Genomic DNA, 24,317 nt, shown 5'->3' with positions numbered 1-24,317 from the left:
CCTTTCCGATCTCTGTTTCCGGCCTTGCCTGAACAACGTTGGCTAGAAGTCGTCCTCCTTGAAAATCGGTATGAGAGTGACGGCAAAATCGAACGCTTTCTCGTCGAACCGATACGGCTCCCCAAGCTCAGGTCCGCAAGAATTCGAGCCGACACCGCTCATCTTATAATCGAGCTGCACGATCGTTTCCTTACGGCGGACAAGCTCGTGGTTGTGCGCGGCCTCCGTCAGGTCCTGCGGCGTATAATGCGCAGCCTGGAAGGAGAACGATTTTTCCCCTTGAAAGAGCAGTCCCATCCCGAGCGCATTGGCGACAGTCGCCCAGGCCGTGTCATACCGGGAGCCGTTCTCTTGCGGCTTGATATAGGGCTCGAACATCTCGTCGACGGTCATGGCGTACCGGCCCTTCTTGACGCTCTGCCTCTTGTCGATATAGCTCTCATGCGGCCCGTTGCCGGCGTACTCGACCTGCTCCATTCCCGCCGGCATCGTGAGCTGCAGGCCGAAGCGGGGCAGGAACGGCAGATTCTCCCGGACATTCACACGGACATGAAGTGCGATCGCTCCTTTACCGTCGATACGCCATACCGCTTCGCCGTGCAGGTAGGGATGGCGGATATAGCCGGAGAGGGAGAAATTGACCCGGATCTCGACCGTTTGTTCGTCCGGATGCTGCCACTCTGCACGGTACACTTTGCAGCCGGCCCGGTCCAAGCCTTGAGCCAGCCATTTTTTCTTCACCTGCATGTCGTTGTCCGTCGGAGCCCGCCAGATGTTGAAGGCCGTAGGGGCAGCGATCATGGGAACACCATGCTTGCTGATCTCCACGAACGCCCCTGCGCGCAAATCGAACGTATGCCGAAAATCGACCCCTTCTATCGTCAGCAGGCCGCCGGTCTCCCCGACTTGAACGAATGGCGGGGCGTCCTCCTTACTGCTGCAGGGGGCCGCCGCTTGGCCCTCCTCGAACTGCCGGAACATCACTTCATGCCCGGCCTCCGCCCAGCGCGTTTCCTCTTTCAGCCAGCACGACAGATGCAGCAGCATTTGACCCTCCGACCGCTCCGGCCACGCATAGGGCAGCTGTACGATCAGTTCGGCGTGCGGGGCGGCGTCCAGCTGCCACACCGTTCCCTGTGCGAGCATCCGGCCGTCCTGCTCCAGCTTCCAGCGCAGCGCAATGTGCGATAAATCGGTGAAATCGTAAAGGTTCGTTATTTTCAGCTTGCCGGCCTTCAGATCGTACTGTTCAATGCGAATAGGCGCGATGACCTGCTTCAGCTCCAGCAATCCCGTGTGGGGAATCCGATCCGGCGTCACGAGGCCGTCGATGCAAAAATTGCCGTCATTCGGCATGTCACCGAAGTCGCCGCCATAGGCAAAATAGGGAATGCCTTCCGGCGTCACCGTCTTCACGCCATGATCGCACCACTCCCAGACGCAGCCGCCCATCAGCTTCGAATTCCGGTAAATCACATCCCAGTAGTCCTTCAGATCGCCAGGACCGTTGCCCATCGCATGGCTGTACTCGCACAGGAACAGCGGCTTGGCTTGGCCGGCGTCCCGGGCGTACGCCTCGATTTCGGCCGGCGAAGCATACATCCGGCTCTCCACGTCGAGACCGCTTACATCGGCATGGCCCTGATACACCGGGGCCGCCCCCTCGTAGTGGACAGGCCGGGAATCGTCCCGGGCCCTGGTCCACGCCGCCATCGCCATATGGTTCTCGGCGTAGCCGGATTCGTTGCCCATCGACCACATGATGACGCAAGGATGGTTCTTATCGCGTTCGACCATGCGGACCGCCCGATCGACAAAAGCAGCACGCCAATCCAGGTCGGCGGACAAGCGATGCGAAGCGCCATCCGCCCAGTCCTCAGCGATTCCGATGCCATGACATTCGAGATCGGCCTCGTCGACGACATAGAAGCCGAATTCGTTGCACAGCTCCAGAAAACGAGGATCGTTCGGATAATGGGAGGTGCGGATCGTGTTCACATTGTGCTGCTTCATCAGCTTCAGATCCTTGATCATATGCGCCACTGGGATCGTCTGGCCGAGCTCCGGGTGGGAATCGTGGCGGTTCACGCCCTTGAGCTTGACCGGCCTGCCGTTGATAGCGAAGACGCCGTCCGCTATCGTAATCTTTCGGAAGCCGATCGGCAGCCGGATAACTTCCTCTCCCCCGAGTACATACAGCTGGTATAAATGCGGCTGCTCGGCGTTCCAGAGCTGCGGCTTCTCCACCGTCAGCGCAACGGCGTCTTTGCCTTGTACGGTTTTGCCGCCTGTCGCCGCGACATGTCCTGCCGGGTCCCGCAGTTCCACTTGCACGTCCACGCCGTCGCTCCCTTTGGTTTCGATTTCGACCAGGAGACGGGCCGAATTGAAATCTTCCGAGAGCTCCTGCTTGGCGAAAATGTCGCGTACATGCGAGCGGTCGCGCGCCAGCAAATACACGTCCCGGAAAATGCCGGAGTAGCGCCACGCGTCCTGATCTTCCAGGTACGTGCCGTCGCACCATTTCAGCACCATCACTGCGATCCGGTTGCGGCCCGTTCGCAGATTGCCCGTCAGATCGAACTCCGCCGGCACCCGGCTGCCCTTGCTGAATCCGGCAAAGGCACCATTCACCCAAACGTAGAAGCAGGAATTGACTCCTTCGAACACGATCGTTTTGTCTTTGGCCGCCCACTGCTCTTGGAGGTGAAAATCCCGGACGTAAAGACCAACCGGATTGTCGTCAGGCACGTAAGGCGGGTCGCATGGAATCGGGTAGTTAACGTTCGTATAGTGGAGCTGATCGTAACCGCTTACCTGCCAGCAGGAAGGAACAAGCAGATCGTCCCAGCCGCTGACGTCGGCGTGCTCCAGATAAAACCCGTCCTCCGCTTGATGCACACTGGGCAAGTAACGGAATTTCCAATTGCCGTTTAGCGTCTGATAGAAGGGCGATCTTCCTCTTTGTCCGGTCTTGGCCGATTCCGTATCTGCATAGGGGATATAGCTGGCTCTAGCCTCCTGGCGGTTGATATGCAGTACATTAGGGTCCTGCCAAATGTGGTTGCTGGTGAACAATCGAATCGCTTCCTTTCAGCCGGTTGATAATTCTGGTATCTACGCTAAAATTATAGTGCGATAGCGGTTACGGTTACAGATACGAAAGCGGACAATATCTAGTACAAAACGGACATATTGAGGTGACACATGGACCATCTTCATCTTCGAAGCAATTTAACCGGCCCGCTTGATCCGGACATCCCCTTCACCGTCTATACTGTCGGCACGGAGGAGCAGCAGCTGTTGACACGCTTGGAGGGATTTTCCGCGAATCAGCTCTTCCTTACGTTCTCGGGGACAGGGTGTTTTCGGCTTCTTGGAGAGGACAACAGGAGCCTGATCACTCCCGGGACACTACTGTACATTCCCGCAGGGCTTCCCTACGAGTGTGGGCCTCAAGGGGCGGAGCCCTGGAGTGTCGGGTACCTGACGTTCGTGGATCGGCAGGAGGGACGTAGTGGGAGCGATCATGGCGACGGCGGATGTGGGGGAAGCAAGGGGCTTTTGGCTAACTGGGGCTTCGGTTCAACCTTCTTTCGCGCTCCTCTTCGTAATTGGAGTCGGTTGTATGATCTCCTGCAGCGGATTTGGGGCCATTCCGGCCCGAATTATGACCCCTGGGTGACGGCCGAGCTTCTCTTCTCCTTCTGTCTGGAGATAAAAAAGCAGCTCGCAGCGGACAATGAAAGGGCAAACGCAGCAGTCACGGGTGCGGATCGCTATCCCCATTCCGTCGTCTACCGTGCCACCCGCTTCCTGCAGGACCATCTGCAGCGTAATCTCACGGTGACGGAGCTGGCGGCCCATGTCGGCTATTCGCCCAAACAGCTTACACGGCTATTCCGAGAATCGCTAGGGACGACTCCGCTGCAATACATGCAAAGAATTCGTCTTCAGACGGCAGCTTCGCTGCTGGAACAGCAGCCGTCTATGGCAATCCGGCAGGCTGCGGCTCATGTCGGGATGGAGCCGGTGTATTTTACCCGCTTGTTCCGCAGGCTGTTCGGCGTTACGCCATCGGATTTTGCGGACGGCAAAAAGGGCTAGACAGGACATGTGAAAGGTAGCCTGTTCCGCCCCACGCTGCCGGGCCGAGCCGGTCAGCTTGCCCGGGGGAATTGTCTTTGGCCCGCACCGGCTCCGGACAAGCCTAAAGCCCGACCGCCGCTATGCGGGATCGGGCCTTTTCCGTTACAACTGCGTCGTGGTGATGACCGGTCTAACCTCTACCTGTCGAATATCCATGGACGCGACCGGTCCTACGCTTTTCAGCGAAAACCCGACGCCGCCGGCCGGCAGCGTGCTGTCGATGAACGTCGTGACGACCGTTCCGTCGATCGTAAGCTTGTATTCGGCTCCGCGGACTTCAACTTGATACTGGTGCCAATCCGCCGTATCAAAGCCGGGCAGAGCGGAACCGATATCGACCGCGGTCCCCACCTGTTCGTTCGCCGACGAGTTGGGATATTTCCATAATTCTACGAATTTCGTATCTTTAAATTCCAAGAAGTAATAGCCGGTGCTCGATGCGTACCGGAACATCGTCCGGAAGCGGTCCCCCTTGGCGGTGAAGACCAGATTGTAATCGGAAACCGTGTAAGGAAGCGCGGACGGCTTCACCACAGCCCGCTGCGGGAATGCAGCCGTTGTCGCGCCCGCGAGCCGAGCTTCGGTGCCGCTGCCTTGAATTTGCCATGCCGTGCTGCCGAACAGATCCCACTGGCCGAGCCCCCCGGTAAAGCTGTCCGCAAACAGCGGCTCTGTCGTCACCGTGACCGTGCAAGCGGCCGTTTTGTGTCCGTCTTCCGTAGTTACGCTGACGACCGCGGTTCCGGGAGCTAACGCCGTTACTTTCCCGGCCCCATCGACCGTTGCCACCGACGGGTTGCTTGAGCTCCACGTCACTTTTTGGTTCGTCGCTTCCGCCGGAACGACTGCCGCCCTCAAGCTGGCCGCGGCCCCCGCTGCCAGCGACAGCGCGCTTTGATTCAAGGTAACGCCGGTCCGGTGACCGTAGTCCCGTCGCTCTTATAGAAGGTGATGCCTGCGCGGGTGCCGTCGGTCGCGTTGGCCTGATCCGTCTTGGCCCAAGCCTTGAGCGTATAGACGGACCCCGGGTCGACGGCAATCAAGCGATCGCCGGCAAGGCGCCAGCCGCCTGCATCGCCGGATGCCGTATTCTCGACTTTCACCGAATGGCCGTACGTTCTGGCCGTGACCGTGTCCCAAGTGGAGACCGGGGTTCCCGCCCAGACGCCGTACGTCCAAGCTTCCGGTCCGTCTGTCCCTTGCTCGAAGCTGCCGTTCGGCACCGATGCGGCCTCGCCTTGCTTGGTGATCGTCCAATTGGCAAAGTTATATGTCAGTATCTCCCCGCCTTGAGCTGCCGTGAATAGATCGGAATTTTGATCCTGCTGAAGCCACGGCGTATCGAATAGCTTGAAAGCCGAATACGGGATGGGATTGCCGTTGATCCGGTGCGTATTGTTATAGGCTCCTGCTCCATCGTCGAAAGTGATGTCCAACGTATCCCCGCTAAGGCTCTTGTAAATCAACCGCGGGTTCGCCTCATTGATATGAGAGCTGTCCAACGTCGTATTCGTCAGCACCGCATTCTTGAAGCTTGCGAAATCCGCATATTCCGAGGCGTCGGCAGTTTCAAGCACCCACCCGTTCTTGTCCGCCTGGCTGCGAAGAATGTTGTAGTTGTAGAAGAGCTGCTTGGTCGGATGCAGCTGCGCCGTCGTCTTGACTTTGTTCGCCGGATCGGTCGGCGTCTGGTAGTACCAGGCGTAAGGCTTGACCATCTTGAAGGCAAAATACATCGGGCCGGTATTGTTGAAAACCCATCCGGCCTGCTCCTCCCGGGTGACGATCGAGCCGGTATCCGGGAACATGGCGTTGAGATAGTTCGAGCTGGGGCTGTTCAGCAGCTTGTACACGGCTACCGCCGTTTTGCCGTTCTGCATGATCCGGTGGTTCGCAGGCTGGTCGTAATTCCCGATCGGACTGTCGCCCTGATCGGCATTGACCCTGAACAGCGGGTTTGGCTTGGCGGACTGCCAGCGCAGCGCTACCGGGATATCCTCGATCCAGTTGTCGACCCGGTTGTAGGTCACCTCGCTGGCCAAGCCCCATGTCGGGCGGACGTAGGCCTGACGGTACGTTTTCAAATTGCGGCCGCTCGAATTTTGCAGATTGGTTTTGCGTGATTGGTAATCTTTACCTGTCGACTGCCCGATGCGAACGGCCATTTCCGGCGGCGTATAGCTCATTCCGTTGTATATGACCATACCCAGGTACTCCAAATATGGACGGTACGCCGAAGGCACGAAGCCGTCCGATTCGCCGACGCCTTCCTGTGCGCGGTTCCCTCCGAAATACATCCAGGACAGCGCCGTATGGTCCGCCCCGCGCCAACTAAGATCGCTCGCCGAAACGGAATCGCCCTTGGCCCGGTTGGACGTGGAAATGAAGGTTCCGTCAATCCAGTCGTTGGCCCATTCGAACCACATGACGTCCATAGCCATCTTGACCTTCTGCTTAAAAGCAGGCTCGTCCGTATACTGGTACAAAGCATTCAGACAAAAATACGTCATAAACGTATATTCGGGACTTTCATATTCGGCCCAGCCGTAATGAACCCCGGCATCGATCATCGCTTCGATGTTGGCTCTGTTCTCGCTCTTCAGAACCGCCCCCGACTTGCCGTTCAGATCCTTCAGATCGGGCAAATACTGCCCCACCAAATAGCCGGCCGTATAATTGCTCATCCGGAGATTCTCGGTCTGTGGCAGCTTGGCGTACGCATATTGGGAAAAATACGATTTGACATGCTCTTTCATCGTGCTGCTGAATTGATCGCCGATCATAAGATACGCATACATTTTGGACACCGTTTTATACTGCTCCGGATCGTAAAGTTGGAACATTTTATCGATCTTTTGCAGGTTGACCGCCACGTTCTGTCCGTCGAGAATTTGGGCGACGTACTGCGAAATGTTGAGCTGCAGCCCCATTTCGGACATGGTCTTGGTCTTATCCCACAGCCACTGCCGCCTGCTTTGGACCGTTCCCGGATATGGCGAGCTGGTGCCGTCCGACGGGGTCACCTCGCCGATGCTCACCTGATCGAATTCCGCACCGGCCAGCTTGCCCGGGTTGTGGCTCGTCACCGCCAGGCCGATATATACGGTTTCCGGCAGCGTGAGCGCCGCTTTCTTCACCAGCGCCCAATGAATTCCGTCTATCGAATCGTAGGCGCTGATCACGTTGTTCACCCGCACCAGCTTCACCCAATAAGGCGCCGCCGCTTTCGTCCCCGCCATCGAGGTGGAGGCGCCCCCCGCTTGCTGGCGGTCCTGGTAATAGACGCCGCTGCCGGGTGTAACCGCAATCATCGCATACGGCGACTGCTCCGATATGCCGCCCCGGATCATGACCCCAGACTTCGTCCAAGTGACGCCGTTCTCGATGTTGGAGACGCGCGCCACGATCTGCCCGTCCCCTGTCCAAGGCCGGTACACGTAATGGAACGCATCCTCCGTTCCCCAGATATCGCTCCCGGAGCCCTGCACCTTGAACCGGCCAGCGGCCGCATCGAAGACGGCGCTGCCGGCCGTCTTCACATCGCCGATATCGCGGTTGCCAAGGGGCGCGGGCAGTCCCCCTGCCGACGGGTCCGTCGTGACGGCAAGCTCGCTGCTGGCCGCAGATACGTTCCCGGACCCGTCCCGGGCTTTCACGGCGAACCGGTAAGTCGTTGAAGGCGACAGCCCAATGGCGGCGTACGACGTCGTGGCGCCGCTTACATAACCGTTTAAAACGCCATCCCGGTAAATGTCATACCGCGTAACGCCCACATTGTCCGTCGATGCCGTCCAAGTCAGATTGACGCTCGTATCCGTTTTCCCCGCTAGCGTTAAGTGGGAAGGGACCGAAGGGGGCTCCGTATCCTCCGCTTGCTGGCTCCTCACTTCGGAAATCGCCAGGTCGTCGACAATATACGCCTCGTCGGTCCCGCCGGTATCGACACGCACCGAGAAAGCCAGCTTAATGCTCGTAATATTGCGCTGGCCGCCGTTCGGGTACACCTTGAACCGGTAGGTGGCCAGATCGCTATCATCCACGGTCTTCAGCACGTTCGGCTGGCCGCTCAGGTAGGCTGCCGTCCCTGCGATGCTCGGATAATCCACGGGAAAACGCGGGACCAGATTATTGTCGTAGGGGGCGAACTGGATCTGCGCATATATATCTTTGGCGACAGGCTTGTCGCTGGCCGCGCTGCGCAGAAGCTTGTAGGAGAAGACGAACTCCACCGGGGAACTCCCGGCCGGCCTATTGTAAATTTCGTTAATCCGGTCCTTGAGGCTGCCGCTGTTCAATTGGTAATAGAAATAACTGGCCAGGTTCGACCCTTGTGACGCATCGCGAAACTCCAGCGCATTATTGCCGTTAACCTGAACGATCCGCTGCGACCCTCCGGCCGTGCTCTTATCGAGCGTAAAGGGACTTGTTCCCCCGTCAAAATGTGTATCCATATCGGCAGCCAACAAGTTCACGAGCGTATACGGCCCGCTTTCCGCCGCGTATAGGGCAGGCAGATTACACAGTGCAAGCGCCACTGTCAGCAGCAGGCAGAGCCATCGTTTACTTTTTCCCAGCATCATCGATCCTCCTCGATAAATCGCTTTCGAACGACCGCAATCATTCGCTGTTTTGTTCCCGGTACTGATTAGGCGTCAGCCCCGTATACTTTTTAAACGAGGTAAAGAACGTCGTTTTCGATTGGAAGCCCGATCTCTCGGCAATATCGAGCACGGGCAAATCCGTGGAAACCAGCAGTTTTTTGGCCTGCTCCAGCCGCTCTTGATGGATGAAATCGGATAACGTCACCAGATACGTTTCTTTGAAGACCAGCCGCACATAACTGACAGAAAGAACCAGGTAATCGGCAATGCTTTCCAGAGTGAGCATAGGATCGTGAAGGTGCTGCTTCACGTAGTCGAAAATTTCCGAGGCTAATTCTTCCTTCCTGTTGGACGTCGAATGCTTAAGCGCAACACTGTCGATGATTGTGACACACTGGCTGTAGATCCAATCCTTCACATCCATGAGCGTATCGAACTTCTGAAGGAGCAAGTCCGCTCCCCCCGTCTCTTGATCGGCCATGACTTTATTGAACGCCTTGAACATGTAGAAAAGCAGCAGCTTCAATTGAAATTGGCACTCGGCATAGGTCAGGGTTTGCAGTCTGGCGAACAGCTTGTCGAGCTGCTCGCGAGCCTTCTCTTTGTGCGATTTGCGCACCGATTGGATCAACTCCTGCACCAGCTTCTCGTCGAAATCCGGCTTAGGCTCAGACCAATAAGGGCCCAGGTCCTCTTCCGCATACACCTTATCCTGCTCGTTGAAGAACCGCAGCAAGGTCAGATCGCATGTCCTGTCGTACACGGCTCGAATATTGCTCTGCACCGCCGTACGCCCGCTTAGCGCGACAGTCACCTGGAACTGCAGCCAATTGCCGATCTCCTGCCGGGCCTCGTACAACGCCTGCGCGGGCGTCACGCCCTGCCCGCCTCCGCCGATCATCACGACCAGATGGTCGCTTCCGAGATCGACGGTCTCGGATATGAAGCCATGCTTCGCCAGCACCTCTCCCGCAATGTTGCCCATCGCATAGAGGAGCAGCTTCCTCGAAGCATAGGAATAGCGCTCCGAGAATGCTTGAAAGCGGTTAATCCGCATGATAGCCAAATAAATATCCGAGCTCAGCAGCGCTTGCAGACGAAGGCCGCCCGTTTGCAGGAAGGCTTCGTTATACGTGCCTTGAAGCACCCACTGCCGCATGAATTCGTTTTTGATCACCTCCTGATGGTTGCGGATGACATTGTTCATCTCTTCCATCGATTTGACCATATGATCGAGGCCCGACTTGATAATTGCGAACTCCGTAATCCGCTTGTTGCCGGGAGCGGGCATCGTAGAAGCCACGGTTTTCTTCATCTGACTGGCCAACTGGCTGAACGGCTTGAAATGCCGGCGCGAGTTCCAGAAGGTCAGCGCCGAGAGCAGGAGGAGAAGGAACAGGCACATGCCCAAAATTTCCAGCTCGATCCTGTCGATATTTTTACTGATATCTTTCAATTTGACGGTGGAGTAGAGTGTCCAGTCCTCGACTTTAAACGCATGGGCATGAATAAGATACACGTTGTCGCCCAGGTACACTTGATGGTTTTTCAAATCCGGCTGGAGCAGCCTGGTATCGAAAGCGTCGGAGCCGCCGAGAATGACATGCCGCTCACCGTCCACAATGCGGATGCTGGCAGTCGCATCATTCAGATTTTGGAGCAAATACTTCTCCAGCAGACCTTTGTCCAGCAGGATGACGACATATCCTTGACCGGCGATTGGCGAGCGGTTCGACGGCACCGTCAGCGCCAAATACGATTGGCCTGCCACCGTGTGGTCAAAAAATCGCAGCATCGTCGGAGGACGCTCGCTCATGCGGGTCAGCATCGCCTGATCCTCGAAATCCGCAAACGTATGGATGCCGTCCTTCGAATTGATGACCTGCCCCGTCTTCCGGTTCACCAGATACGTCGAGGCAATGTACGACTGCAGGCTCATATATTTGGATACCGATTTGAACGCGGCAGCCGCAGACAGCGGCTCGTTCTGATCGGACATTAACCAATTCGTAATTTCGGGGTCCTGGTAAATATTCAACGCGTACGAACGAAGATGATCGAGCTGGTATTCGAACCCCTGGCTCAGGCTGTCCGTCTTTGTTGCCATTAATTGATTGATATCCTCATAAGCCTGCCTGGAATATTGCTGCCTTAACAAATAGGAGAACAACAGAATAATAACCGTAAATAACAGGCCCATATTCAAAAAATTTCGAAGGTATGTTTTTTCCGGCAGTAACCGCAGCATCTGAACTCCCCTTCATCGTTTCTTGTCCCCTATATTAAAGCACAAATATCGGCATCTGTGAGGTTCGATAATGGCGATGAGGCCGGTTTTACTTCTTGGCGAGAAAAGCGTCGATCTGCTTCTGCTCTTCCAGCTGAATTTTTTTGGCTAACGGCGCCGCTTCCGCCTTGAATTTGGCCCAATACGATTCGGGATCGACAACGCCGTTGAACAAAGCCGAGTAGTATTTCGCCTCCATGCTGGTGTACTGGGAAATCTCGTTGCTGACCGGAGCGTTGTTGAAGGTAAACCCGGACAGCTTGTCGATCGTAAAATTGCCGGCGTCCGCCGTCCACTTGTTGAGCTTCTTGGTCTCCTCGTCCTGGCTGGCGTCCTGCCGGTCGGTCGTCGGATTCCATACCCATACGTAAGGGAACCATTTGTAGCCGTCGCCTTTGAATTTATACTGGTCGTCCCCGACCGCTTCCCAGTTCTTGTCCTTTATGCCGTAGACCAGCAAATCGTAGTTTTCCTTCTGGTTCGCCCAGTCCAGAAACTGAATCGCCCGCTCCTTGTGCTTGCTCACGACGGGAACCGAGATGAAATTGTATTGCAGCGAGTTCGTCAGCACGGCGCCTTTGGTCAAATTCATGAAGGTGACCGCTTCGAACTCCGCTTTGGGATTGCCGCTTTTCAGCGCTTTCTGAATGTCGTCCTTCACCCCGAAATCGTTGCTGACCACAATCGCGGCTTTGCCTTGTTTGGCCGGCTCCATCACCTCCTTGATGGCGAGCACGTCCGGACTGATCACTTTATCCTGATACAGCTTGCGCGCGTTCTGAATCCAGGACCAGACCGACGGCTCCATCTCGTCGAACAGGTTGTAGATTTTCCCGTCATTGTTCTTCGTGTACAGGATGAGGGATTCGGAGAGCGCAGGACTCGGTTGGATGTTCTCCTTATTATCCGCCCAATAGTGCCTGTAAGCGCCTTCAGATAAGCCTTTGTTTACATCCTGGCCTGCCGGAACCAGCGGAGTAATGTTCGGCACCTTCTCCTTCACCGCGTAGGCGAATTTGATCAAGTCGTCATAGGTTTTGATCGGCGCGATACCGAGCTGCTCGCGAAGATCTTTCCTCACATAGTACACGCGGCCCTGCACGAAGGAATTGCCATTGGGGATTCCCATGATCTTCCCGTCGAATTTGTTGGCGTCCCACATTTGCTGCGGGCGGTTCTTGAGAATGTTGGGCCCGTACTGCTTCAGCAGATCGTCCAGCGGCTCGTAGCTGCCCGCGGCGATTTGCTGAGTCAGGTGCAGCCAGGGCGCATCGAAGATCAGATCGATGTTCTCGCCGGAGGACAGCGTCACCTGCGTTTTTTGCGCCAGATCGGCCCATGGCACGAAGACCACGTCCAGCTTCACGTTCAGCGAGTCGGCCATCCGTTTCTCCGCTTCCTGAATCACGGCGTCGAAATCTTTGGGCCTGTCCCCCGGCACCATAATCTTGAGCGTAACGGGGTCCGGTTTCTTCGTCCCATCCCCCTTCGCCGTGCTTCCGGGCGCGTTCGTCGCGGCGGAGCCGGCGTCCGAATTGCCGCTGCAGGCCGCCAGCAAGCTTGTCAGCAGCACCAACGCTATTGCAGCACCTGTCCATTTTTGCATCTTCATGTTGCGTTCCTCCTGTGTTTGTATGGTACCGAGAGAGAACTCGGATAAATCCTCCGTACGCTCAGCCTTTCACAGCGCCAATCGTAATGCCTTTTACGAAATACTTTTGCAGAAACGGATACAGAAACACGATGGGACCGATCGTCAGGCAGACCGTCGCCAGTTGGATAGCGCTCGTCGGCGCCGATACCTGGTAGCTGCCGCCGCCGCCGACATAGGCGGAAACGTTGAGATTCGAAATCAGCTGACGAATCATGAGCTGCAGCGGATGCAGCTTGTAATTGTCGATGAACAGCAGCGATAAATACCAGTCGTTCCAGTACTGGATCGCATAGAAGAGCGAGACCGTCGCAATCACCGGCGTCGAAATCGGCAATATAATTTTGTAGAAGAGCCGGATGTCGCCGGCTCCGTCAATCGTGGCGGCCTCGTTGATCTCGAAGGGCAGCGATCTGTAGAAGGCCACGAGAATGAACGCATAGAACGGATTCAACAAATACGGAAGAATGAGCGCCCAGAGGGAGTCCTTCAGGTGAAGCCAATTGGTCACCATGATGTAGAACCCGACCAGACCGCCTCCGAGCACCATCGCCAAATAGGTCAAAAAGGAAAGCGCATGGCGGTACTTCACCTTCGGATGCGCCAGCACGTAGGCGAACATGGCGGTCATGACGACGGCCAGAACGGTGCCGACCGCCGTTACAATCAGCGAGTTCTTGTAGCTGGTGAGGAACTGGCCCCCTTGCAGCAAATACTTGTAAGCGTCAAGGTTCCACTCGCTTGGAAGAATCTGGTATCCATACTGAAGGAAGCTCGCTTCGGAAGCGAAGGAGTCCGCCAGAACGATCCAAAAGGGAATAACGCAGATCAGGCTGAACCCGATAATGAACAGATAGATGAACCCTACAAACATTTTCTCCCGCCAGGACGTATCCGTCCGGATTCGCGTCCGTGCCTTTTTGTCCGGTGATACCTTAGCTATGGCTTCCATAAGCCCCTCCTAAAAAAGACTGGAATCGGGATCGATTTTCTTGGCGATCCGGTTGAAAATCAGGATGGTCACGAGTCCCATCATCGACTGGTACAAGACGACGGCCGACGACATGCCGAAGTTGCCTAACTGGCGCAGCGCGCGGAACGAATACGTATCGATGACGTCCGTCGTCGGGTATAGGATCGAGTTGTCGCCGATAATGCCGTAGATCATCCCGAAATCCCCGAAGAAAATACGGCCTACGCCCAGCAGCATCAGCACAACGATAACCGATCGGATCGAAGGAATCGTAATATGAACGATTTGCTGGAACCGGGTCGCTCCGTCGATCTTCGCCGACTCGTAGTATTCGGAGGAAATGCCCACAATCGCAGCCAAAAAGATAATGGAATAGTACCCGGAAAACTTCCAGATGTAAACCAGCGTCAGCAGAAACGGCCACAAATGCACGCTTTGATACCAGTTCACTCCATCGATCCCCGCACTCTTCAGCAAGTTGTTCACCAGCCCCTCCGTGCTCATGAATGCGAGCATCATCAGACTGACCACCAGCCAAGAAATGAAATAAGGAAGGAAAATGAACGACTGGCTCAATTTCTTGATCAGCGCGGACCGAACCTCATTGACGATAATCGCCAGCACGATAGCGATCCCGATCCCGAAAATAAGAAAAAGCATATTCAGATACACCGTATTGAACGTAACCCGCAGCCAGTCGTGTCCTCCGAAAAAAAACTTGAAATTATCGAAGCCGACCCACTGGCTGCCCCATATGCCTTTCACGGGCTGAAAGCGTTGGAACGCGATCAAATGGCCCAGCATCGGAATATAGGAGAAAATAGCCAAAAAGATCATGCCGGGAACCGCCAAAATATACAACTGACGGTTTCTTGTAATCTCCCTCACGAAACTCATAATTCTGATACTCCTTCCCGATTGTCGAAGTCACCGTTGTCTCACATATTCACCATAAAGAATCCGGCGGACCTTGCCTAGTTCGAATACTGCTTCTTCTGGGGCAAAAGTCAATTTTCAAACCTGTCGCACAATCGGAACTCGCTTGCCGCCTAAGAAAACATAAAAAGCATACTATTGCCTGTACGGCGAAAGTATGCTTTAATCATTTTTCTGCGGTCAGGAGCTTAGCAAAATGTCAACGGAAGCTTCCTCCAGCGCGGCCCTCAGCTCCTCGCCCGGAGAACCGTCCGTCACGATGCGGTGAATGCCGTGCAGCGGGGCGAAAGAAAACAGGTCCTGACGGCCAAACTTCGTATGGTCTGCCACGACGTTCACTTCCGTGGCCTTCGCAATGGCCAACTGCTTGATTTCCGCCTCGTGCATGTTCGAGTTGCTGTAACCGTGCTTGACCGTTATCCCCGTCGTGCCGATGAACACGCGGTTGAACGCCATTTTGGCAAGGGCTGCAGCGGCTACGGGCCCCACCAGCGTGGCGGTGCTGTCCAGCATCATGCCTCCGATCACAATCGTCGGGATGCGCTTGTTCTGGAGCTCCGCAGCGATGTTCAGCGCGTTGGTGACGACCGTGATTTGCCGGTCTGGCTGCAAATATTTGGCGACCTGGAGTGTCGTCGAGCCCCCGTCGAGAAAGATGGAATCCCCCGGCTCCACCAGCGAGGCCGCCCGCTTGCCGATGCGCGCCTTTTCCTCGATGAGAACGCTGGTCCTCTCTTGCAGAGCGATATCTTTGCCGAGCAGGATCGCGCCGCCGAATATACGCCGGATATAGCCCCAATGCTCCAGCTTTTCCAAATCTCTGCGCAGCGTCATCTCGGTAACGTCGAACATGATCTTCAGCTCGGCGATTTTCACCTCGCCGTCTTCCGCCATCCGGTTCAAAATCATCTGTTGGCGTTGGTTCAATTGGTGTAACGTCATGCGAAACCTCATTTCTTAATCGTCGATGCCTCTATTATCCCAACAACTCATGCCAGGTTCAACTCGATCCGGTAATTGACCGTTTCTCCCGGCTCCAGGAAGACGAGCGTGCCCCGCTTGCGTTCCATAGCCCGGCCCGCGACGCCGCAGTTGGCGGGCTCGATCCCGAGCACATGCATGCCGGCCCCCGGCATTTTCCACTGAAGGAGGTTCGGAAGCGTATCCGCCGACCATCGCAAGACAGCCTCCACCTGCCGCCCTCCGTCCGGCAGCGGGAAATTCCGGTTCACGATGCGGACTGCCGGATCGGTGATCCCGGTATGCAGGTAAACGCGCTCCCGATAATCGGGGTCGGGGGCCTGCCACGTATCGTAGCCGTCCACAGGCGTCTGAGGCTCCCGCGCCCGCACGTTCGCCGCCGGGAAGCGGATCGCCGTATTTTCGTCCATCAGGGGGAAGCCGAAGTTGAAATGATAAAGCATCATATGCGGACAGCGCCGGAAGCCCATATTTCGCACCTCGTCCTCGATCCGAATCGAATTTTGCCCGAGAAAACTGCTAATCCGTCTCGTCAACCGCAAATAGCCGCCGAATAAGGACGCCTCCTCGACGATGCCGGTGATGCGCATTTCCATCTCGTCGCCGTCCCAATTGCTTGCCGCAGTCACCTGCCTGGCAGGCGTATGATGCGCCCGCCCGTGCAGTCCGAGCGGTTCGCCCTCATCCTCGCAGGCCGAACCGACCTGCATCATGCCGCAGGTCATCAGCAGACCGCCCGATGCCGTCCTCAGCCAGCCGTCGCCCTGCGCTTCATAGTAACGGGGATGCGCATCCCCGTTGCACGATTGCCAACTGATCGGCACACCGCCGTAATCGGCCATGGCGATATCCAATCCTTTGGTAGGCGTCACCCAGTAGCTCAGCCCCGCTCCCGTGCGGACATGCAGCTGCTCGACGCCAGCCTCCCGTCCCTCGGCTGCGACCCACCGCCGAATACCGGCGATCTGCTCGATCCGCCCTACGCGCGCCTCCAATTCCCGTCGCGACCATTCCCTGCCGTACAGCTTCATGGCCGCAGCCTCTATTCGTCTTCCCGGATGACCGGAATCCGCTCGATGCGGGGATCGGTGAAAATATCGAATTCGTCCCGGCTTGTGCTGGAGAACTCGGAAATAACCGCTCCCTCTGCGCCAGCCTGAAACCAGTGTTTGACGCCGGGCTGAATCGTATATTGTTCTCCGGGATGCAGCACGATTTCGTGGAAGACCGTGTAGTAAGGCTCGCCATCTGCCGGAACTATCACTTGTATCGCCGGTGCCGGCTTGCCTTCTACATACAGGAAAACGCTTCCTGCCCGGCAGCGGAACGTTTCCATCTTCCCGGGGTCGCCTCCCACTGGCGGGTGCAGGTGCTCGGGGCACGTTTGCCCTGGAAACATGACCAGTTCCTTGGCGCAGTACCGATCCGTGTTCACGTACGTGATAAGCTGCAAGCCTTGCACCTCAAGCTGCCCCAGACCGAAGCCCGCGACTTCGATCGCCTCGATTTCCTTCTGCGTCAGCACAATACCGCCGGCGTGCAAGAATGCCGCCGTTCGCCGCTGCGCCTCTCTGATCTCGCTTCTTTTCATCCGGCATCCCTTCCTGTCTTCCGTAAATGATGATGTGGTCCAACCCACACCTGCCGCTCGTTCAAAACCCAATCGGCCAAATCCAGCTTCTGCTCCCGCTTGGCCCATCCCCGGTTCATCCGGCTCTGCACGTCGGCCCAAGGCGGGATGCCGCTGACGGCATCCGCCTGCTCCACGTTGCACGCGCCGACGCCGACAGCGGCATGAACCGCCTCTTCGAGCGGCATACCCCGCAGCAGGCCGTATAGAAATCCGGCGATCGTACAATCGCCGGCTCCCGTCGTCCCTCTAACCTCCACCTCGTAACAAGAGGTAAGCAGTTCGCAGCCGAGCCAGCCCGCTGACAAACCGTCAACGGGGGCGCATGCGCCCATGGCGGAGAGGCGGTCCGGGTCCGAAGTCGTGCGGACGTATAGGCCGTGCTCGCCCAGTTTCAGCGCGACGATGGCAGCACCCATGTCGAGCAATTGCCCGGACAGTTCCGATAACAGGGTCCCGTTCGCCAACGGCAGCAAGTCATCAGATGCCGCCTCCTGCGACAGTTGATGAAAGCGCTCGCGATTCAGCATAAAGAGCACCTCTTCGAAGCTGGGCATGAATACATCCACATAAGGCAGCGCGCTTGCCAGAATCGCCCGCCAATCGGCTCGGCCCGCCTCCGATTCCGGGTCCGGCTTCGCCATGTCCAGCGACACGGTTAAGCCGAGAGCCTTCACCTTCTGGAACAGGCTTGTCAATTCGCGCCCCCCCTGTTCGTACATCCTGCACATCAGCGGCGGATAGCCGAAATGGAACAGTTTCGAGCCCTCCAGCCGGTCTGTCTGCAAATCTGCGGCGGAGTACGTATCGTTCGCTCCCGTCGCATGCAGGAAAGCCCGATCCGTTTGCGGCGGACTGATAACGATGGAGTAGGAGCTGGTCTCGCCTTCGGCTACGATCATTCCCTCCGCCAAAACATCTTGCTGCTGCCGCAATAGCGACAAAATCGTTTCGCCGAAAGGATCCTTGCCCACTTTCCCCATCAGCTTGACCCGGCTGCCGAGCCGGTGAAGCGCAAGCCCCGTATTGGGAACCGCGCCTCCCGTCGAAAGCACGGCGGGGCCGATGCTCATCAGCTTGCCGGGGACGAGAATTCCCTCCATCCCGATCCGCTTCTCATCGATCGTCGGTATAATGTCCAGACAGATGTGCCCTGCAACCACCACTTCCGCAATATGACGGCTCAAAGCTAGCTCCTCCAGTCGATTGATATCGTGCGCCCCGTCCGATTCGATTCCAATGCCGCCGTAAAAATCTGATGGCTGGACCCAGCCTCCTGCGGCGTCGCGCAGCGGAAAGGCTGCTGCATCCGGTCGCCATGCGCCAGCTCGTCGCAGAACGCGGCCCACATTTGCAAAATGGAGTCCGGGAAGCCGAATTCGAAAATGCCGCCGGTGACGGTGCCGTAGGCCGATTTATAAGGCGCATCGGCCACATGCCAAGCCTGAACTCCGCCCGGCGAATAAGGCAAGGAAGCGATCTGCTTCGGCTGCTTGGTGGTAAATTCGGCGGAAAACGCTGTTCCGGCTATGCGGATAAACCATGTATTCGCATGTCCGGGCGCGATCCGTTTCATGGACAGCAGCATGGGGAACTGCTGGTCTTCCGTGTGCGCTTCACAGGCCAGAATGGCGTTGTCCCAGGTTTCGCAAGGGACCGTGCCGCCTTGTCCGTCCGGCCTTTCCGGCACGATTTGAGACAGAAGAGCCCGTACGGACCGGGGCCTCCACCCGAAGCGCATCGGAAGATGCAGCACATGCATGCCGAGATCGCCCATACATCCATATTCGCCGTTCGTGGCGATTCGCCTCTTCCAGTTGATCGGTTTAGTCGGGTCAAGGTCGCTGGAATGCCAAAAGCCCGCCTCCACCTCGATGATTCGGCCGAATTTGCGTTCCTGCACCCATCGATAGATTTGCTGTGCGCCGGGAAAGAAAGGGAACTCGGACGAGCAGCGGACAATCACCTCCGGATGTCTGTCGATGGCATCCTGTATGAGCCTGTTGGCCGCCTGATCGATGCCGAACGGCTTTTCGCCGAGCAAATGCTTGCCTGCTTCGATTATATCGACATAGATTTGCGCGTGAAGCTGGTGAGGCACGGCACAATAGATCGCATCGACGGCCGAGTCCGCAAGCAAGCTTTTATAATCGGTGTAGACCGCCTCCACGCTGGACACATGATCCCTGAACCACTGTGAGGCGGCTTCATTGGCATCGCAGACGGCCGTGATTCTCGGCTCGAAGTCTACGCCGGTCAGATGACACCAGCGAGCCGCCGCGCTGGCGAATTCTTTGCCCATTAAACCGCAGCCGATAACGCCGAAACGGATAATTGTTCTGGCCATGACCGATCAGCGCTCCCTAACAGGCGAAATGGCGTCCGTATTGCTTAACCAAGCCAAAGCTTGCGCCTCATCGGCCCCGTCATGGACGATGGACATCAGCGCTTTGGTCATCCCGGCGGGGTTAGCGTGCTGAATGACATTACGTCCGTACACAATGCCCGAGGCCCCCTGCCGCATCAGCTGCACCGTACGGCTCACGATCTCCTCGTCGGCGGCTCTCCCTCCGCCGCGCACGAGGACGGGAATGCCGGAAGCCACCTCGATGACCCGGTGATACTGCTCGACATCGTCGCACGGATCGGCTTTAATGACATCCGCTCCCAATTCCACTGCCTGACGCACCAGCGGCATAATTTTGTTGATATCTCCATCCACCATATAGCCGCCCTTGACTTCGTTCGCAAGCATGACCAGCGGTTCGACCATGAGCGGCATACCGTATTTCTCGCATTCGGTGCGGAGCGCCGCTACATTTTTCACGCATTGATAATGAAGCTCGGGTTGGTTCGGCAGCAGCAGCAGATTCACGCATACGGCCACGGCATCCAAGCGTACGGCCTGCTCGACGGCTCTGTCAATCAACTCGCTGAATAAGTAGCGCGGCAGCGCCTGACCATAAATGTTGGCGACATCGGTACGCAGCACGAGTCCGATACGCCGGCTCCCCGGGATCGACGGCAGGTGTGCCGCCTGTCCGACGCTCAGCTGGATGCAATTCGGACCGGCTTCCACGATCGTTGCGATCGCCTGCCGCATATTCTCGATACCGGACAAGAATGAGATCTCATTGAAAAATCCGTGATCAATCGCCACATCGAAACATTTGCCCTGCTCGCTGAACATGCGCTGCAGTCTGGGTTTTATCGGCATTGTTGTTCTCCTCCAAAATTAAAATGTTAATATAAAACATAAATATTCGTTTACAACATTATGATATGTTTATTTATAACAAATGTCTACGAAAATTTTATCCCTTTGTCACTCCAACGGGAACAAAAAGAGCTTCAACCCACCGCAGTGAAGTTGAAGCTCTCTCTAGGTTCTTCTATATGCTGAAGCCTTCATCAAACCGGCTGCATCACCTGCATAAACCTTCCCATCCGCTCCAGCGCCTTCACCAAATCGACGAGCGAGGTTGCGTAGGAGCAGCGAATAAAACCCTCTCCGCCCGATCCGAATACATGTCCCGGGACGACCGCCACCTTCGCTTCCTCCAGCAGCCGAAGAGCAAACCGCTCGGATGACATGCCGGTAGAAGCAATGGAAGGGAAGGCATAGAAAGCCCCCTCAGGCTCGTGACAGGCCAGCCCGATTGCATTCAAGCCGGCTACAAACAGCTTGCGGCGTTCATTGTAGCTTGCCATCATCTCATCCTTGGCAGCCAAGCCATGACGCAATGATTCGAGCGCGGCAATCTGGGCAATGGTAGGGGCGCACATGGCCGTGTACTGGTGGATTTTCAGCATGCCGGCAATCAGCTCGCGCGGACCGCACGCATAGCCTACCCGCCAGCCTGTCATTGCGAACGCTTTGGAAAAGCCGCTGACGACAATCGTACGCTCCTTCATGCCCGGCAAGGAGGCAATGCTGACATGCTTTCTCCCGTAAGTCAATTCGGCATAAACTTCATCCGAAATGACGACCAGATTATGTTTGATAACGAGCTCTGCAATCGGCAGCCAATCCTGCTCTGTCATAACTGTTCCGGTCGGATTACACGGATAATTGATCATCAAAACCTTCGAATGAGGCGTAATTGCCGCTTGCAGCGCTTGCGGGGTCAGCTTGAACCGCTCCTTTGCCGTAGCCGCCACCTCTACAATTTTACCGCCATGCAGATGGGTAATCGGTTCATAAGCGATATAGCTTGGCGCCGGAATCAGCACCTCGTCACCCGGATCGATCACGGCCCGCAGAGCTAGGTCGACGGCTTCACTGCTCCCCACCGTCACGATGATTTCCTGCCCGGGGTCGTAGGATAGCGCGAAGCTGCCGGCAAAATAAGCCGAAAGCTCCTCCCGCAGCTCCATCATTCCGGCATTCGAAGTATATTTCGTCTGCCCTTCGCGCAATGCTCGAATACAAGCTTCCCGCACCTTTTCCGGTGTAACGAAATCAGGCTCTCCGACCCCAAGAGCGATTGTATCTCCGCCTGCTGCATTCAGATCAAAAAAAGCACGAATTCCCGATGGCCGAATATCCCGTACACGCGAGGATAAAAATCGCCCTGTACCCTCTTCACTAAGCATGCTGCATCATCCCCCACTCCTGTTTCCGCTCATGGAGCGAGCTGGCAATAATACGGTCCAGCAGCTGTGTAAAGGTGATACCCGCAGCAGCCGCACTCTTCGGAAGCAGACTGCCCGCGGTCATTCCCGGTAAGGTGTTCACTTCCAGCACGTAAGGCGTATCCTGACACAAAATCATATCGACCCTTGCATAGACCTTGCATTGCAGCAGCCGATAGCTGGCCAGCGCCGCCTCGCGCACACGCTGCTCCATCACGGGAGGAAGCTGAATCACCTTCTCCTCAGCGCCGCCGGCCTCATATTTCGCTTTGTAGTCGAACCACTCCGAATGAGCGGAGCGAATGCCGATAATCGGCAAGACCTCGCCATCCACAATCGGGCAGGTGAGCTCCGTCCCTTGAATATAGGGCTCGATCAAGATCGCTTGATCCAAGCGGCAAGCCTCCTGAACAGCCGGCAGCAGCTCTTTCTCATTCTGTACAAGCCGGATGCCGATGCTGGATCCCCCCGTATTCGGCTTCACAATAACCGGGTAACCCAGCCGCTCTACCGCTTGCGGATCATAATCATCCATCCCCTGCCAGCAAAATCCTGCAGGCGTATGCACACCCGCTGCCTTCAGCAGCATCTTGGACAGCTGCTTATTCATGCCTAAGCTGCTTGCCAGGACACCGCTTCCTGTATATGGAATGCCCAGCGTCTCCAGCGCTCCCTGCACCGTGCCGTCCTCGCCATACTGGCCATGCAGCGCCAGCAACGCGAGATCGATGCCTGCCTGCTGAACCAGTGCGATTAAATCCGCTCGCTGTTCGATCACAATGGGAACCACCTCATAGCGGCTGCGATCCAAATGATGGATCATCTCTTGACCTGTCAGCAGCGAAACCTCACGCTCAGAGGAAATACCGCCCATAATAACGCCAATTTTCATCACGACACCTCATTTTAGCTCTTTTCTTCATCGTTATGCCTTAAGAAAGCTGCGCGCCTGTTTGCCGATGATTCGAATCCCCCGCTCGATATTTTCATCCGTTACTCGTGAAAAACCAAGCCGCAATGTATTCGTCCCTTCGCCTTCTTGAATAAAAAACTTGTCTCCCGGTGTAAAAATAACGCCCTGTTCCGTGCATGCTTCCAGCAATTGCCGTGTATTTACGCCTGTCGGGAAAGTGAGGAACAAATGCAAGCCCCCGTCGCCGGACAGCTGCGCCTCGGGAAGATGCGCTTCACAGCATGCCTTGGTCAGCTCATATTTTCGCTTATACTCCGTACGTGCTTTTTTGACATACTTATCGAAATTTCCATTAAGCAAATATTGGTATAAAATCGATTGATCGATGGTTGAGGTATGAATGGTGCGCGCACGCTTAATACTTTCCAGCGTGTCGATCAGCGCCCGGTCTCCAAGCACCCAGCCTACCCGCAAGCCAGGGAACAGTACCTTGGAGAAGCTGCCGATATAGATGACTCCGTTCCCTTGCCCTGCCGTCGCTATTAAAGGTGCAACATGCGCTCCCGAGTAGCGCAACTCCTCATTGAATCCATCCTCGATCACCGGAATCTGATAGCGCATCATTAATTTCATAACGGCACTGCGCTTGGCCGGCGACATGACGATGCCTGTCGGATTGTGATAGGAAGGGGTCAAATAGGCCAGATCGAAGCGGTTTGGCTGCTTCTGCAATACCGCCTCCAGCCGCTCCACATCCATACCGTCACGTTCCATCGGAATGCCGGTAATTTCAAAGCCTTGCAACTTCAAATTTTTGATCGCCGTATGATGGGTCGGATTTTCACAAATGGCCGCTCCGCGGCGCGCAGAAGGGCGCAGTGCCGACAGCACGATGTCAAAGCCTTCTGTAAACCCGCCTGTAATCAGCATATCCTTACCGCTTAGATCAACGCCCTTGTTCTCCATGTAACGCATCAGGTAATCGATCAGCGGTTTGTAGCCCTTGGCATAGCCGTAATTGAGCAGCACCTGCCCTTCGATGGCCATTCGGTCCATAAAGGCTCGCCTGACATCCCCCAGATCAAACAGGTGCTCATCCGGAGCGATGCTTGTGAACGAGATGGCTCCTTTTTTGCCGCGAATGCCCTGCTTGATCCTATCCAGCTCTACAGCCGATACGGCATACTCGTTCATTCTTGCCTTCCAGTCGATCTGCCAGACGGCTGGGCCGTCAGTTCCTCCGTTCTCTGCCGCCAAATGACCTACCATAGCGGCGACATAGCTGCCTTTGCCGGGAATCGCGTACGCAAATCCGTCATCCTCCAGGCCTTCATAGGCGGCAATGACGGTATTGCGGCTCACCTGAAGCAGACCGCTCATTTCTCGTGTAGAGGGCAGCCTCTGATCCGCCTGAAGCGCCCCTTTTATAATTAAACGTTTGACGTATTCTTTCACCTGTATCGCGACCGGACGGTCACCGACGAGCTTGAAATCCTGGAACATCCTTCATCGCCCCCACCTACAATGATGGCATAGGAGACGAGAGAAAAAAAGAACCACC

General features: G+C 56.2%; 17 protein-coding genes. 1 reads left to right on the top strand and 16 read right to left on the bottom strand.

Annotated elements, in window-relative coordinates:
* Positions 1-42: 42 nt before the first annotated feature.
* The gene (locus PEL01S_RS14550) at positions 43-3,078 is read right to left on the bottom strand and encodes a glycoside hydrolase family 2 TIM barrel-domain containing protein (protein ID WP_127460793.1); all 3,036 of its coding nucleotides are present in this window, start codon (positions 3,076-3,078) and stop codon (positions 43-45) included.
* A 129-nt stretch (positions 3,079-3,207) separates the two neighbouring features.
* Between PEL01S_RS14550 and PEL01S_RS14545 the strand changes: the two genes are divergently transcribed.
* The gene (locus PEL01S_RS14545) at positions 3,208-4,107 is read left to right on the top strand and encodes an AraC family transcriptional regulator (RefSeq protein ID WP_108530701.1); all 900 of its coding nucleotides are present in this window, start codon (positions 3,208-3,210) and stop codon (positions 4,105-4,107) included.
* Positions 4,108-4,251: 144 nt separating this feature from the next.
* Here PEL01S_RS14545 and PEL01S_RS14540 read toward each other — a convergent pair whose 3' ends face one another.
* The 15 genes from PEL01S_RS14540 to PEL01S_RS14470 all read right to left on the bottom strand — a co-directional run bounded on the left by PEL01S_RS14540 (position 4,252) and on the right by PEL01S_RS14470 (position 24,259).
* Positions 4,252-5,052, bottom strand: coding sequence for an Ig-like domain-containing protein (locus PEL01S_RS14540; RefSeq protein ID WP_127460792.1), 801 nt, complete (start codon positions 5,050-5,052; stop codon positions 4,252-4,254).
* On the bottom strand, positions 5,049-8,726 hold the full coding sequence (locus PEL01S_RS14535; protein ID WP_239551329.1) for a fibronectin type III domain-containing protein: 3,678 nt from the start codon (positions 8,724-8,726) through the stop codon (positions 5,049-5,051). Before PEL01S_RS14535 ends, PEL01S_RS14540 begins: the two co-directional genes overlap by 4 nt.
* Positions 8,727-8,766: 40 nt before the next feature.
* Entirely contained in the window at positions 8,767-10,998 is a 2,232-nt protein-coding gene (locus tag PEL01S_RS14530) for an AraC family transcriptional regulator (protein WP_127460790.1), read from the bottom strand.
* Between the two features lie 88 nt (positions 10,999-11,086).
* Positions 11,087-12,649: a DUF3502 domain-containing protein gene (locus PEL01S_RS14525; protein WP_127460789.1), complete on the bottom strand. Its 1,563-nt coding sequence runs from the start codon at positions 12,647-12,649 to the stop codon at positions 11,087-11,089.
* Between the two features lie 61 nt (positions 12,650-12,710).
* Positions 12,711-13,640, bottom strand: a complete 930-nt coding sequence (locus tag PEL01S_RS14520) for a carbohydrate ABC transporter permease (RefSeq protein WP_082867222.1) — start codon at positions 13,638-13,640, stop codon at positions 12,711-12,713.
* Positions 13,641-13,649: 9 nt separating this feature from the next.
* The gene (locus tag PEL01S_RS14515) at positions 13,650-14,558 is read right to left on the bottom strand and encodes an ABC transporter permease (protein ID WP_010499492.1); all 909 of its coding nucleotides are present in this window, start codon (positions 14,556-14,558) and stop codon (positions 13,650-13,652) included.
* A 219-nt stretch (positions 14,559-14,777) separates the two neighbouring features.
* A complete protein-coding gene (locus PEL01S_RS14510; RefSeq protein ID WP_063187454.1) occupies positions 14,778-15,539 on the bottom strand; it encodes a DeoR/GlpR family DNA-binding transcription regulator in 762 nt (253 codons plus the stop codon).
* Between the two features lie 47 nt (positions 15,540-15,586).
* On the bottom strand, positions 15,587-16,609 hold the full coding sequence (locus PEL01S_RS14505; RefSeq protein WP_127460788.1) for an aldose 1-epimerase family protein: 1,023 nt from the start codon (positions 16,607-16,609) through the stop codon (positions 15,587-15,589).
* Between the two features lie 11 nt (positions 16,610-16,620).
* Positions 16,621-17,169 carry a D-lyxose/D-mannose family sugar isomerase gene (locus PEL01S_RS14500; protein ID WP_127460787.1) on the bottom strand — a complete coding sequence of 183 codons (549 nt, stop codon included), beginning with the start codon at positions 17,167-17,169 and terminating at the stop codon, positions 16,621-16,623.
* Complete coding sequence (locus tag PEL01S_RS14495; protein ID WP_108530709.1) at positions 17,166-18,395, bottom strand: carbohydrate kinase family protein; 1,230 nt, start codon at positions 18,393-18,395, stop codon at positions 17,166-17,168. Before PEL01S_RS14495 ends, PEL01S_RS14500 begins: the two co-directional genes overlap by 4 nt.
* A gap of 2 nt (positions 18,396-18,397) precedes the next feature.
* Positions 18,398-19,555 carry a Gfo/Idh/MocA family protein gene (locus PEL01S_RS14490; RefSeq protein ID WP_127460786.1) on the bottom strand — a complete coding sequence of 386 codons (1,158 nt, stop codon included), beginning with the start codon at positions 19,553-19,555 and terminating at the stop codon, positions 18,398-18,400.
* A gap of 6 nt (positions 19,556-19,561) precedes the next feature.
* Positions 19,562-20,425 (bottom strand): class I fructose-bisphosphate aldolase, encoded by an 864-nt coding sequence (locus PEL01S_RS14485; protein ID WP_010499506.1) that lies wholly within the window; start codon positions 20,423-20,425, stop codon positions 19,562-19,564.
* Positions 20,426-20,619: 194 nt separating this feature from the next.
* Positions 20,620-21,804, bottom strand: a complete 1,185-nt coding sequence (locus PEL01S_RS14480) for an aminotransferase class I/II-fold pyridoxal phosphate-dependent enzyme (RefSeq protein WP_127460785.1) — start codon at positions 21,802-21,804, stop codon at positions 20,620-20,622.
* The gene (locus PEL01S_RS14475; RefSeq protein WP_127460784.1) at positions 21,797-22,735 is read right to left on the bottom strand and encodes a D-alanine--D-alanine ligase; all 939 of its coding nucleotides are present in this window, start codon (positions 22,733-22,735) and stop codon (positions 21,797-21,799) included. Before PEL01S_RS14475 ends, PEL01S_RS14480 begins: the two co-directional genes overlap by 8 nt.
* A gap of 33 nt (positions 22,736-22,768) precedes the next feature.
* Entirely contained in the window at positions 22,769-24,259 is a 1,491-nt protein-coding gene (locus PEL01S_RS14470; protein WP_127460783.1) for an aminotransferase-like domain-containing protein, read from the bottom strand.
* Positions 24,260-24,317: the final 58 nt, after the last annotated feature.

It is taken from the genome of Paenibacillus elgii NBRC 100335, assembly GCF_004000865.1.
GTDB classification, from domain to species: Bacteria; Bacillota; Bacilli; order Paenibacillales; family NBRC-103111; genus Paenibacillus_G; species Paenibacillus_G elgii.
The sequence above is the reverse complement of the archived record's forward strand: the minus strand, read 5'-3'. Positions and strand labels throughout refer to the sequence as shown.